Raw genomic sequence first — 14,775 nt, 5'->3', positions numbered from 1 at the left:
TTGTTGCATCAATAATATTGTTGCTTGCTATTGTCATATTTTCCCTTCAGTTTAAACCTGTACAAACATATGTTGCAAAAAAAGCCGCCGCATATCTGTCTAAAGAGCTAAAAACCACCGTTTCTATTAGTGGTCTGTATATAAAACCATTCAAATCTGTCATATTAGAAAACTTAGTTGTACTCGATCAACAAAAAGACACATTAGCTAATTTTCCGAAGTTTTTAGTAGATCTGAACAGATTATCGTTAAAAGAAAGAATTTTAGATGTAAATACTGTTCAAGTTAATAATGGCGCTTTCTTTTTAAAAGAATATAAAAATGGCGCTACAAATCTCGATTTTATTATAGATTATTTTGATAGTGGACCGCCACCAAAGGTTAGAAAAAAGAAATTTCAGTTTTTAATTGATAGAATAATTTTAAATAATGTTGCCTTTAAATATAAAAACTTAAAAAAGGATACCGTTATAAAGGGCGTAAACTTTGAAGATATTAGTTTAACCAAATTGAACGGAATATTTGAGAAACTTAATACAAATGGCCATATCATTCAGGCAAATATTAAAAATTTAACTTTTAAAGAGAAGAGCGGCTTCTATTTAAAAAATTTAACAGCTTTTACTACAATTGACACCAATGCTATTGAGCTAAAAAATCTTTTATTGGTAACTAATCAAAGTCGTTTGACTGATTACTACCAGATGAAATTTGGCAAGTTTAAGGACTTTAACGATTACGTAAATAAAGTACGTATGAAGGCTCATTTTAAAGAAAGTCATATTTCGTCTAACGATATTGCCTATTTCACTCCTGCTTTAAAAAAGATGAAATTGGACATCGATATTGATGGTCAAATCACTGGATATGTCACCGATCTTAAAGCCAAAAAACTTTCATTAAAAGCAGGGAAAGCCACTTATATTAAAGGTGATTTTACCATGAAGGGATTACCAGATTGGGAGCAGACTTTTATGGACATGAAGATTGAGATGGCTGGCACTAACAAAAAAGACTTAGATGCAATCTTAACAGATATTACTGGAAAACAAATGAAGTCTATTCCAGTAATCGTTAATAAATTCGGCAATATTAACTTTAATGGCTCATTTACAGGTTTTCAGAATGATTTTATCGCCTATGGTGAATTTAAAACAAAACTAGGTCGATTTAAATCTGATGTTAACATGAAGATAGATAAGAATGATGTTCCTTCTTATTCTGGAAACGTTAAAACTTTTGACTTTAATTTGGGCGAATTATTAGGTGAAAAAAGTTTAGGGAAAATCACTTCTGCCTTATATGTAAAAGGCAAAGGAATAGAGGTAAAAGGACTTACAGAACAATTAAAAGGCGAAGTAACCTATATAGATTTTAATGGGTATCGCTATAGAAATGTGAATATCAACGGGACATTTGATAAAAAATATTTTGATGGAAATCTTAAAATTAATGACAAAAATGTTCAATTAGTTTTTGATGGCGGCGTAAATTTAAATCCTAAATTGCCTGTTTTTAACTTTAAAGCATCTATAAAAAATGCTCGACTTAAAACCCTGAAATTATATAAGGATTCACTAAAAGTGGATGCTACATTTAGCACTAATTTCTCTGGCAATAACTTAGATAATATTCAAGGAAATTTAGTAATTCAGCAAATAAGATTAGATAATAAAAAAGGTATTTATAATATCGATTCTGTTCAATTAAATGCAAATGGCGTTGGCATAGATAGAAGTTTAACCATTAAATCTGATATTTTAGACGCCAGTATTAAAGGTCAATACGATCTTAATACTATTGTTTCTTATTATAAAGCAATTGCTAAAACCTATGTTCCATCGCTAAAGGCGGATATTATTAAGTACAAAACACAAATTTTTGATTTCAATTTAAAGATTAAACGATTTGAACCCATTGCTGAACTTATCATGCCCGGTTTACAAATTGATGAGCAGGCATTACTTATTGGATCATTCGATTCGAGAAATAATATAGCAACGTTAAATGGGAGTATAAAAAAGTTAACTTATAAGGGAATTACAGCGAGCAATATTATTATTGATGAAAATACGACTTCGAAACAGTTACAGGCTATTATCACTTCAGATAGAGTTGACTTAAATGATAGTTTATACATTAAAAATGTCAACATAGCCAATGTTTTAAGAAATGACAGCTTATCGTTAAACGTTAAATTATCCAATGCAGATGACGCTAATCAATTGGATTTGAACGGATTAATAGAATTTGCAGGAGATACAACTGCCAAAATCAGTATTTTACCTTCCAATTTAAAAATCAACAATGAAGATTGGATTATCCAAGAAAAAGTTAGAATTAGCTTTAATAATGGCAAAACTGAAATTAATAATTTTTCATTAAGTAATGATAAACAATTATTAAGAGTAGATGGAATTGTGTCAAATGACCCAAAAGATTTGCTGGTAGTAGGTTTTGAAAACTTTAGTCTCAAAACATTAAATCCTTTTGTTAAAACACTAGGCTTAAAAATGGCCGGCAATATAAATGGCAAAACAAAATTATATGACATCCTTAAATCGCCAAGGATAACAGATAGTTTACAAATTGACTCCCTCAATTTTAACGGCACTTATATTGGTAAACTAACCGACACTTCATCTTACAATAAAAGCATAAACCTAGCCAATGTTTATACTCAAATTGTAACAGATGACAAAGAGACTTTCAAATTAACTGGAAATTTAGATTTGAAAGAGAAACAAATCGATCTTAACATAAAGTTAGATGATAGTAAACTTACTGTTTTAGAGCCATTCGTTAAAAAATTAGTCTCTAATCTAAAAGGAAATGTTTCTGCAGATCTTACTGTTAAAGGTTCATTTAACAAACCAGGAATAGATGGAAATGTATCTTTTGACAAAGGTGAAGTAACCGTTAATTATCTAAAAACTGCTTATACTTTAAATGACAAAGTTGAGGTGAAAAATAGTGTAATTGCTATTGACGATTTGGTTTTACAAGATGCGGATGGGAATGAGGCTACTGCAAATGGGACTGTTGATTTGAATAACATTGATAATCCAGATATACAAGTTCAGTTAGTTGCCACTAATTTTATGGCATTAAACACTACCTCAAAAGACAATTCTGTTTATTATGGCAAGGCTTATGCTACTGGTGAATTCTCTTTTAGAGGGCCAACTAATAAAATGTTTATTGATATTGATGCAAAAACAGAAAAAGGCACCATCTTTAATTTACCATTAAATAGCTCTGAAACAGTTTCTGAAAAGGATTTTATCACTTTTGTGAGTAAAGACACTACGCAGGTCATTAAAAGAAAAACCAGCTTCGATGGATTAACCATGAACTTTAAACTTAAAGTTGATCCGAATAGTTCGGCTAATATTTATACCATATTGGGTAAATTAAGTGGAAAAGGTAATGCAGAATTAGAGTTAAAAATTAATAGCATAGGTGATTTTGAAATGAAAGGTGACTATATTATAGAAACAGGAACTTTTGATTTTACTGCACAAGAAGTAATTAATAAACGTCTTGATATTCGCCAAGGTGGTACTATCCGTTGGACAGGAAATCCTAGTAATGCGCAAATTAACTTAAAGGCAATATATGCTTTACGGGCTAGTTTAAGTGATTTGTATACTGCTGCCAATCGTGATGCAAGTAGCAATGCCAATGAAAGGGTTCAAACAGAAGTTGAAATGGGTTTATCAGGACTTCTTTTAAAACCAGATATTAAATTAGATATTTTCTTCCCAACCAATCCAGCTGTTAAGGACGAATTACAAGCTTATTTTAACGATGGAGATAATTTAAATACGCAAGCATTAAGTTTAATTATTCAGCGCCGTTTTGCACCAGGAACTGGCAAAACAAATCTAGGACAGCAACTAAGTTCTGTAGGAACAAGTACTGCTACCGAGTTGATTTTTAACCAATTTAATAATCTACTTTCTTCACTTAACCTAAATTTTGTTGATATAAATGTTCAATCATTTAATGAAGCAAGTGCTTCCTTTAAATTTTTTAATGATAGAATTATTGTGAACGCTGGAATTGTAGACAATACAAAAAGCTCTACCGATTATTCTATAGGTCTTTTTAAAGATAACGTAGGTAAAGAAGTAGAAATTTTAGGTTTAATTAAAAAAGATGGGACATTAGTAGGTAAACTAGCCAACAAACCACCAACACAACAAAGTATATTCGCTAATCCGGGTGTAGATCCTAATGCGAATGTAACTTCTTTAGGCTTAATTTATAGCCAACAATTCGATTCATTTACAGAATTTCTTCAGAAAATAAGTGGTAAATATCGGAGAGATCAAAAGAAAAAAGAAGCCGAGAAAAAAGAGAAACTCGATAAAGAAGCGATCATGAATGAGAGCAAAAAAAATCCAAAGAAAAAATGATCAGGATTATGGAATTAAAGGATGAACAAGATTTTAAGATTGCAGGAAATTAAACAATCATCTTGATAATCACATAATCCAGTAAATCCTGTTACCCTTTCATAATATGGTGCCCCATTTTATCACGTTTCGTTTTTAAATACGTTTCGTTATGCTGATTACTTTCAATTTCAATTGGTATATTTTCTACTACTTCTAAACCGTAACCAATAAGTCCCGCTCTTTTTGTAGGATTATTAGATAGCAATCTCATTTTACTTACACCCTGTGCTCTTAATATTTGTGCACCAACTCCATAATCGCGTTCATCGCCCTTAAAACCTAATTCTATATTAGCTTCAACAGTATCAAAACCAGCATCTTGTAAATTGTAAGAACGCAATTTATTTATTAGCCCTATTCCTCTCCCCTCTTGATTCATATATACGATAATGCCTTTCCCTTCTTTTTCTATCATCTGGAAAGCGGCGTGTAATTGAGGTCCGCAATCGCAACGGCAAGAACCGAAAATATCACCAGTAACACACGAACTATGAACTCGAGCAAGGATAGGCTCATCAGCTGCCCACTCTCCTTTACTAATCGCCAAATGTGTAGCATCATTACTCAATTGTGTATACGCAGTCATTTTAAAATCTCCCCATTGGGTAGGCAGATTTACGGAAACTTCTTCTCTAATTAAACTTTCTGCCGCTAGGCGATACGCAATAAGATCTTTAATTGAAATGATTTTAAGTTCATGTTGCGCTGCAATTTTCACCAAATCTGGTAAACGAGCCATGGTACCATCTTCATTCATAATCTCGACCAAAACTCCTGCTGGTTCAAAACCTGCAAGTCTAGCGATATCTATTGTAGCTTCTGTATGTCCAGTTCTTCTTAATACACCTTCTCTTCTTGCTTTTAAAGGAAAAATATGACCTGGCCGTCCTAAATCTTCTGGTTTGGTATCTGGGTTAATTAACGCTTGTACAGTTTTAGCTCTATCATGTGTAGAAATACCAGTTGTACATCCGTGTCCAATTAAATCAACTGATACTGTAAATGGAGTTTGATGTAAAACCGTATTGTTTTGCACCATTAAGTCAAGTTTCAAATCGTTGCAAAGATCTTCAATCAATGGCGCACAAATTAACCCTCTTCCATACTTAGACATGAAATTAATTACCTCTGGTGTTACATTTCTGGCCGCAGTTATGAAATCTCCTTCATTCTCGCGATCTTCATCATCTACCACTATAATTATCTTACCCGCTTTGATATCCTCAAGAGCTTCGTCTATTGTATTTAATATTATTTTCATTTTGTATTTAATCAATAAAATTATTTAAGGATATTATCTCCCATTATAATTTTGATACGCAAAGTTACAACCTTTGTTGGCAATAATTTGACATAAAATATCATCAATAAGTAAGGAATAAGGATAAAGGATTATCTTTTAGTCTAATGTTTTAGACTTTTTACGCTTAAATAGGCTTGTAAGAAGTTGTTTATAATAATCGATATCAAATAACGCAGAATCAACTGTCGCTTTATATGTTAAAAATATGCCTAATGGAGTTAAAATGATTATTGCCGTCCACATACCAAAAATAGGATCTAAAGAACCTTCTTTCGCAGATTTTTCTGCTACGGTAGAAATAATATGATAGATCAAGAAAAACACAACCGCTATAACTACTGGCAAACCTAAACCGCCTTTTCTTATAATTGCACCCAGAGGAGCACCAATAAAAAACAATAGTAAACACGAAACCGCCAATGTATACTTTCTTTGATATTCGATACGTGCCTTTATAATTTCTTTTTCTCGAGCGCCATGCTCCAAAATACGATTATTAACAACTTGCTTAATCATTTCGGCCTGATCAAATCCATTTTGCAAGGCCTGTATACGTTGTTCTTTGGGAATAACAGTTAGTATAGACCCTTTAATAGTTCTTACTGGCGCTATCATTTTACTATATCCTTTTAGGATATTACTCTGCTTAAAATAACTTTGAGCACTAATTTTTGTGCTTTTATTTACACTATCTAATGATTTACTTAGGGAATCTTGTCGATGTGCAAGTTCTTTTAAGTTAAGCATTGGCGCATTATTTTTAAAACTTTCTTCTTGCGTACGACTTAAATCCTTAAAACTAGAAAAATCAAATTTTACTTCTGTTTGTTTAAAGCGCATTCGATTAAAAGCCTGACGAGGATTGTATGATGCACTTCCACTACCATTGCTTTCTTCATATCGCACTCCATCAACCAGTTTTAACACTAAATATTTGCCATCACTAGTTTTCGCCATTCTACCTTTTTGCGCCATAATAATTTTCGGAATTCCATTACCTCCAGTATGATCATAAATCATAATTCCGTATAAAGAATCTACAGCCCCCTCACCTTTACGCTCCACTCTCATGGCATAATTAGGTATACTATTATTAAAAACTCCAGGTTTAATTAAAAAAGAAAGCTTTTTATTGCGCATATCCCAAAGCAACGAGCCATATTTTAAATTGGCCTTAGGAAGCATGTAATCAGAAAATAAAAATGAAGCAATTGAAAGACCGATGATTAGTACAAATAGTGGCCGCATTGCCTTTTGTAAAGATACACCAGCAGATTTAATAGCTACAAGCTCGTAGTTTTCACCCAAGCTACCAAAAGTCATGATAGAAGATAGTAGAATAGAAAGTGGCAACGCCATTGCCACATTTGAGGCCGATGCATACATCATTACCTCTGCAATGGTATACCATTCAAAGCCTTTTCCTATCAAATCATCCACATACTTGAATAGGAAAAACATCAATAGAATAAACATCACAACAAAAAAAGTGACGATGAATGGTCTAATGAATGCCTTTATTAGCAGTAAATGTATCTTTTTCAAGACGCAAAGATAGGCAAAGCCGACGAAAATTTAGGCACCAATTACACTAAGTAGATAGGTAATTTGATTGTCCCAAATTTGTGTTCTTTCTGCACGAGTCTCATCGGTAGCAAAATCTGTAATAGCTAAAGCAACATCATTTGTCAACTCGTCTTGTACAATTTCCATTTCGAAATAGCAATGAGGCTCGTCATCAAGCCATTTAAATTTCACTAATTTATTTTCTTTTATGCTAAGGAGTTTTGCCTTTTGTACTTCATCATCCCATGTAAAAGTATATACCTGATCTCTAAAAATTACATCATCAGCAAACCATTGCGATAAGCCATTTGGCTCACTAATAAAACTAAACAATATACGGGGAGATGATCTCAACTCATACTCTAATGTAAATTTTTTCTTTTCTGACATCCTTAAACACCTCTATTCTTAAAAATAATGGACTATTTTTTATTATTTGTTTCTAAAGAAAAGTAATTTATTCTATATTTGCAACTCTTTAAAAAATAGTATTCAACATTTGGTATTATTTTGATTTTGGCGGGGTAGCTCAGTTGGTTAGAGCGCAGGATTCATAACCCTGAGGTCACGAGTTCAACTCTCGTTCCCGCTACTGGTAAAAGCTCATCGAAAGATGGGCTTTTTTACGTTTAAAGAAGTTTTTAATCCCCTTTTTAGCACAATTAAAAGTAACATCTGCTTATTTTAAGTATAAGAGATCAAAGCTAAATTGGTATAATTCTATCCAGCTATTTGGCGCATCCTTTGGCGCATATTTTTTGATTCTCCTCTATCATTAAAGACAAGAAAATTTAATCAAAAATCTCTAAATTCATATTTCTATTTCAATATCCAAAACTAAATCGACCTCTTATATACCTCGAATGCCATTTTAAGATGCTACACGCATATTCATATAAAATACTGCATGTTCTTGCATTTTTTTATTTTAAATATGCATAAATTGATTTCTAAAATTCTATATATTTACATTAACAATAAATTGAGAAGAAATGAAATGCGTTTTCATGCATGTTTCAATTTATAATGCCAAATATTTAAACCCAGTAGAAAATGAATAGACACTTACTCAAACTACAACAAATAGCTAATGCACCGTCTAGAGTAATTATTGGATTAATGTCTGGAACTTCGCTTGACGGTCTAGATATTGCATTATGTGAATTTAAAGGCGCTGGAATAGGCACCTCAATCAAAACCCTCAATTTTAAAACCATTAGTTATAGCCCTGAGTTTAAAGCCGAACTGAGGTCTATCTCTTCAAAGCTAATGGTCGACTTGCAGAAAGTGACCTTGCTAAATGCTTATATCGGAACTTACTTTGCCGAATTAATCTTACAATGCCTTGAAGAATGGAAATTTCCAGTAGAGAATGTAGACCTTATTGCAAGTCATGGACAAACTATTTTCCACGCACCTATTTCTATACATGGTCTAGACTCTTATCCAAATGCTACCCTTCAAATTGGCGATGGAGATCATATCGCTTTTAAAACTGGTGTAATTACATTGAGTGATTTTAGACAAAAGCACATTGCGGCTGGCGGCGAGGGCGCTCCTCTTGCTGTTTACGGAGATTATTTATTATTCTCTAGCTTAACTGAAAATAGAATTTTATTGAATATAGGTGGAATAGCCAATTTTACGTTTTTACCCGCAGGTAAAGAATCTGACCTAATATTTTCTTCAGATGTTGGGCCTGGCAATACCATGATGGATCAATTTGTACAGACGCATTACAAAAACATGTACTACGATGAGGATTCTAAACTCGCATTAGCTGGTAGCATCAATAAAAAACTATTAGATGCTTTACTTGATACTCCATTTTATGATTTTGGGTTTCCAAAAACTACAGGCCCCGAATTATTTAGCCTAGATTACCTAAATGAAGCTATTAAACGTACCCAACTACAAGGTATTTCTAATGAAGATATTATGGCAACGCTATCCGAATTTACAGTACAAGGTATTGTAAGAGCTATTGAGCAATGTGTTCCAAAAAACAATCCTTTCACTATTTACCTAAGCGGAGGTGGCATGCATAACCCACTATTAGTTAAAAAAATTGGGGATTATTTAAATTGTGAACTTAAAACAACCGCAGATCTCGATATAAATCCAGATGCTAAAGAAGCTATCCTTTTTGCATTATTAGCCAACGAATGTATTGCAGGAGAAAAACCAGCCTATAAAAACAGACCAGAAATGCCCGCAACTGCTATGGGTAAAATAAGTTTCCCTGATTAATTAAATAGCATTAAACTAACCTCAACTAAATTTTAATTTATGAAAAAAAAACAACCCTTTAAAGTATTTAGGCATAGCCTCTTTATACTTTTTCTCTCATTGTTTGCCGTGGGATCTCTTTTTGCCCAAAACACACCTTATGTAATAAAAGGTGTAGTAACAGATGGGAGAACAAAACTGCCTATTCCTGGAGCAAGTGTAAAAATCAGCAACAAGATGATTGAAACCACTTCAAATGCGAATGGAAATTATGAACTCACAGCAAAACTTCCTGCTGGCAAATATGAACTTGTCGTTAGTTATTTAGGTTATACGCAATATACTGTAGACTTAAATCTTGGCGACCAGAAGAACATTACCCTAAATGCGAGTATTTCAGAAGATCTTTTACGCCTAAACGAAGTAGTTGTAACAGGTACATCTGTAGCTACCAGCAGAAAAACCTTAGGTAATGCCATATCAACTGTAGGGGCAAAAGATTTTGCAAATAGTAATGCAACTTCAATTGACCAGGCCTTAAGCGGTAAAATTGCTGGGGCGCAAATATCACAAAACTCTGGTAATCCGGCAGGTGGTATTAGTGTAAGATTAAGGGGTACAAGTACTGTTGTAGGCGCAGCAGATCCATTATACATTATTGATGGAGTAATTGTAAACAATAGTTCTACAGAGTTACTTGATCTTGGTGGTTATGCTCAAAACAGGTTAGTAGATATTAACCCTGCAGATATTGACCATATGGAAATTATCAAAGGAGCTGCCGCAGCTGCTATTTACGGTTCGAGAGCAAGTAATGGTGTAGTACAAATTTTCACTAAAAAAGGTAAGGAAGGCAAGCCTTCTTATTCTTTTTCAACCAACGTTAAAATAAGTGATGTAAGAAAGACTTTAGATGTAAACACCTATCCTTTTAGATATAATAATACTACAGTTACCGATCTTTCTAAAACTGCAGTACAGCGATATGATTATCAGGATGATATTTTTAGAAGTGCAGTAGGAACAGAAAATAATCTTTCGGTTTCTGGTGGTAGCAATGGCACTCAATATTTTGTAAGTGGCAATTACTTATTTAATCAAGGTATCATAGATCAATCAGATTTTAGCAGAGCTGGTGCTAGAGCAAGGGTAGATCAAAGATTAAATGATTGGTTAAAAATATCTGCTGGAATGAATTATGTATTAAGCTCAAGTCATGAAATACCAAACGGCGGTCTGAATGAAGCTTATGGCGCATTAACTGGCTTTATTTTTAGTAATAATTTTATTAATCCTGCTGCCGATCCAGCTACAGGTATTTACCCTTCTACATCACCAACCGCTGTACAAAGGACAAATCCTTTAGAAGCCATTAATCGTTTTCAATTTGCACAACGTACTAGTCGTTTTATCGGAAACTTTCAGGCAACTGCAACACCAATAAAAGGCCTAAGTATCAATTATGTTTTAGGGTATGATAACTCTACGCAAATTGGAACAGGCTACATTCCCGTTGGAAATACTACCCCATCTTATAACACAGGATTTTCCAAAAGAGCAGATAAAACATCATTCTTAGTCAACAATGATATCAATGTTTCATATCAGACCAAACTTGCTGATTGGCTACAATCAACCACAGGTATCGGGGGAACAGCACAATCTGAAAAAATTTATCAAACAGGAATTACCGCAACTCAACTGGGCTTAATTGGTCAAACCATCAACAATGGTGTTTCCATACCATCAGAATTTAGATCAGAGATTAATGTAATGGGAGCATTTATACAGCAAACCTTTGGCATTAAAGAAAAAATTTATTTAACAGGTGCTGCACGTTATGATGTTTCTTCAGTATTCGGAGCTACTAATAGAGGTCAGTTTTATCCAAAAGTAAGCGCAAGTTATATTTTATCTAATGAGAAATTTTGGTCAGGAAAACTTGCCAATGTCATTTCAAGCGTTAAACTAAGAGCGTCGTATGGTCAAGCAGGTAATTTAACCGCAATAGGTGCTTATGACAGATACAGTAGCTATATTCCTGTAAATTCTGCAGGTTTGCCAAGTGTATACTCTCCTGCTTTATTAGGCAATATAGGCATAAAACCAGAGCGTCAAGAAGAAATTGAAGTAGGTACAGACCTAAGCTTTTTTAAAGATCGATTAGGAGTAGAATTCTCTTATTATAAAAAAGACGTAAAAGATTTACTTTTATTGGCAAACCTTACGCCAAGCACAGGTTATAGCAGTCAATACATTAATGTTGGAACAATGACCAATAGAGGCTTTGAGCTAATGGTTAGAGGTGTACCAGTACTTACCGACAAGGTGAAATGGGATGTTGTAGCCACTTATTCGAGAAATAAAAATGTGGTAAATAATATTCCTGGCGGGGTATTAACTTTTGCAGGAGGTTTTGGCCAAGTTGCAGCGGTAAATGGCTCTCCATTAGGTGCATTTTATGCTACTTATTTTGCCCGCAATGCGGACGGTTCTCTATTACTTACCGCTGGAGGCTTGCCTCAAACTGAAAAAGCAGGAAGAACTGGTGGACAACCTTCTGGTGCTACATTAAAGAAAGTAATTGGCGATCCTAATCCAGACTGGGTTGGTTCATTAATTAATGAGGTTAGCGTTGGCAAACACTTCTCATTCAGAGCTCAATTAGACGCTTCTATCGGTGGAGATGTATTTAACTTCACTAAACGTGTTGGCGATAGAGATTTATACGGTGGCCTAAAAGGTTACGAACCTGAATTAAGAGGAGAAGTACCAAAAGGAACATCTGCAGCTTTATTCTCAATTTTCGAAAACTGGATAGAAGATGGATCTTTTGTAAAACTAAGAGAAGTATCTGCTTCTTATTCATTTAAACCACGCTTCCTTAAATCTGGTAACATGAGATTTAGTCTTGCTGGCAGAAACCTATTCTCTATTGATAATTATAGTGGTTACGACCCTGAAATTAATGCTGCAGGACAAAGCTCGGCAGTTAGAGGATTTGATTTTGTGGAGGTTCCAATCCCGAGACAAATCGTTTTAGGATTTAATTTTACCTTTTAATTGATTATAAACTGTATAAAGATGAAAAATATATATAAAATAAAAGCCGGTTTATTAATAGCCATTATGCTACTTGCCAACAGCTGTAAAATGGATACCGTTAACCTAAACGCACCAACCGATGCCGATGTACTAACAACCAGAGCAGGTATTATTGGGCTAAGTGTTGGCTTAAGGCAATATTACTCTACAAATGGAATAGCTGCTTCTTACTTCTATCCCGCAGTAACTAGTCGCGAATTACAAGGCGTTGCCACATTTACAAATGTACTAGAGCTCGAAGCAGGTGGAACCGCATTACCAACCGCCAATGGCAGTATTCTTACCTTATGGGCAAACATGCAAAAACAAATGAGCATGAGCGAAGACATCATCAGCAATGCTGCAAACATCAGTACACTTACTGGCGGCACATTATCTGGCGTATTGGCTAATGCAAAACTATTTAAAGCAATCGCATTAGGCACATTGGCTACTTCTTTCGAAAAAAGCAATATCAACACAGATAAAACTGGAAAAGCTACATTTCTTTCTCGCCAGGCTGTATTAACAGAAGCTATCCGTTTATTAAATGATGCAATTGCACAATTAAATGCAACACCAGTATCGGCAGATTTCACCACCAATGTTGCAGGTGCTAATTTCAACCTTAAAAATGTACTGTATGCATTTAATGCCCGATATAATTTAATGGCTGGAAATTATGCAGCAGCTATAACTAATGCTACCGCTGTAGATTTAACTAGCAAAAACCAATTTGCTTATAGTTCTGTAAGTGTAAATCCGCTGTGGAATACAGCTGCCATTTTAAAATACTATGTGCCTAGAGCTGGTTTTGGTCTTCCATCAACACTGTTTGAAACAGGCGACCAACGCGAATCATTCTATATCACTACAACAGTATCCGGCAGTACCACCACCAGAACATTAAAAGGTTTTGCAGCTGATCAATTAGGTTCAGTACCCGTGTATTTACCTGATGAAATGAAGTTAATTAGAGCTGAAGCTCTTCTCAGAAGTAATGCCCCAACCTCATTAGTAGATGCCTTAGTTTTAATTAACGAGGTTAGAACACAAACATCAGGAGATATTTTTGGCGTAAACGCAGGATTACCTGCTTATACTGGAGCCATTACTAAAGACGCTTTATTAGTTGAAGTTTACCGTCAACGTTGTGCAGAATTATATTTAACTGGCCAAAGACTAGAAGACAGTCGTAGGTTTGAACGTCCAGCACCACCAACAGATATTTCTGAACGTAACCGGAATTTCTATCCTTATCCAGATCAGGAACGTATTACAAATCCAAATACTCCAGCTGATCCAGCAATCTAATTAAACTATAAAAAAGCATGTGCATGATGCACATGCTTTTTTTTATAAAACCGTAACTACCTTCGCGTAATTCACTAATAAGTTGTCATTAGGATCTAAATCGGTAATCAAATAGTTAATTTCATTCAAGTTGCAAACCTTCATTTTATGAGCAGAATCTATTTTCTCAGCTATGCTAACTAAAACGGTTTTTTGAGCAGACTTAATCATTGCTTTTTTGATTTGCACCACTTCCCAATCCGAATCAGAAATACCATCTTCTATTGATAACCCATTTGTTCCCATAAAGCAAAGATCTGCTTTGATATCCGATAACTGGTTAATCACTTGCGACCCTGTACTAATTTGCGAATTTTTAGAGAGTTGGCCGCCAATTAAATGCACATCAATATTAGAACTTTCAATTAATTCTAAGGCCAATAAAGGGCTTACCGTAAATAATGTGCATCGTAAATCGCTCGGCACCATACGAGCTAATTCTATCATGGTTGTTCCACCACCAGTTAGAATAACCATTCCATTCTGAATAAGCTTTAGTGCTTTTCTTGCAATTTCTTTTTTAGCGTCTCTTGAGTAAACACCTTCTTGTCTAAAAGGGTAGTGAAAAGATTTTGAAATCGCACCACCATAAACCTTTAACACCTTCCCTTCTTCTGCCATCTCATTTAAATCCCGTCTAATTGTATCCTCAGACACATTTAACTGCAATGCTAGGTCAGAAGAAAGCACTTTATTATGTATGTTAATCTGCTTTATAATAAAAGCTTGTCTTTCATCCTTGAGCATTAGAAGGCGGTTTTCATGAACTCAAATATA

General features: G+C 34.3%; 8 protein-coding genes and 1 tRNA gene. 5 read left to right on the top strand and 4 right to left on the bottom strand.

The features are described from left to right. Positions 1 to 20: 20 nt before the first annotated feature. Positions 21 to 4,421: a translocation/assembly module TamB domain-containing protein gene (locus GM921_RS00085; protein WP_235969752.1), complete on the top strand. Its 4,401-nt coding sequence runs from the start codon at positions 21 to 23 to the stop codon at positions 4,419 to 4,421. 91 nt (positions 4,422 to 4,512) lie between these two features. Here the strand turns inward: GM921_RS00085 and GM921_RS00080 are convergent, their stop codons facing one another. The 3 genes from GM921_RS00080 to GM921_RS00070 form a co-directional block, all read right to left on the bottom strand. Beyond that, positions 4,513 to 5,724 carry a bifunctional 3,4-dihydroxy-2-butanone-4-phosphate synthase/GTP cyclohydrolase II gene (locus GM921_RS00080; RefSeq protein WP_202985612.1) on the bottom strand — a complete coding sequence of 404 codons (1,212 nt, stop codon included), beginning with the start codon at positions 5,722 to 5,724 and terminating at the stop codon, positions 4,513 to 4,515. Between the two features lie 138 nt (positions 5,725 to 5,862). Beyond that, on the bottom strand, positions 5,863 to 7,311 hold the full coding sequence (locus tag GM921_RS00075) for an LptF/LptG family permease (protein WP_182920577.1): 1,449 nt from the start codon (positions 7,309 to 7,311) through the stop codon (positions 5,863 to 5,865). Between the two features lie 30 nt (positions 7,312 to 7,341). After that, positions 7,342 to 7,722, bottom strand: a complete 381-nt coding sequence (locus tag GM921_RS00070) for an START-like domain-containing protein (protein ID WP_182920576.1) — start codon at positions 7,720 to 7,722, stop codon at positions 7,342 to 7,344. Between the two features lie 128 nt (positions 7,723 to 7,850). On the opposite strand from GM921_RS00070, the gene GM921_RS00065 reads away from it, so the two are divergent. The 4 genes from GM921_RS00065 (at position 7,851) to GM921_RS00050 (ending at position 13,959) form a co-directional block, all read left to right on the top strand. After that, positions 7,851 to 7,924 (top strand) — tRNA-Met (locus tag GM921_RS00065). A 461-nt stretch (positions 7,925 to 8,385) separates the two neighbouring features. Next, positions 8,386 to 9,582: an anhydro-N-acetylmuramic acid kinase gene (locus tag GM921_RS00060; RefSeq protein WP_182920575.1), complete on the top strand. Its 1,197-nt coding sequence runs from the start codon at positions 8,386 to 8,388 to the stop codon at positions 9,580 to 9,582. 39 nt (positions 9,583 to 9,621) lie between these two features. Continuing rightward, positions 9,622 to 12,624 (top strand): SusC/RagA family TonB-linked outer membrane protein, encoded by a 3,003-nt coding sequence (locus GM921_RS00055; RefSeq protein WP_182920574.1) that lies wholly within the window; start codon positions 9,622 to 9,624, stop codon positions 12,622 to 12,624. A gap of 21 nt (positions 12,625 to 12,645) precedes the next feature. Then, a complete protein-coding gene (locus tag GM921_RS00050) occupies positions 12,646 to 13,959 on the top strand; it encodes a RagB/SusD family nutrient uptake outer membrane protein (RefSeq protein ID WP_182920573.1) in 1,314 nt (437 codons plus the stop codon). 42 nt (positions 13,960 to 14,001) lie between these two features. On the opposite strand, the gene GM921_RS00045 is transcribed toward GM921_RS00050, so the two are convergent. Continuing rightward, complete coding sequence (locus GM921_RS00045) at positions 14,002 to 14,745, bottom strand: DeoR/GlpR family DNA-binding transcription regulator (protein WP_182920572.1); 744 nt, start codon at positions 14,743 to 14,745, stop codon at positions 14,002 to 14,004. Between the last annotated feature and the right edge of the window lie 30 nt (positions 14,746 to 14,775).

It is taken from the genome of Pedobacter planticolens (assembly GCF_014172375.1).
Classification (GTDB): domain Bacteria; phylum Bacteroidota; class Bacteroidia; order Sphingobacteriales; family Sphingobacteriaceae; genus Pedobacter; species Pedobacter planticolens.
This window is presented reverse-complemented; position numbering and strand designations above follow the sequence as displayed.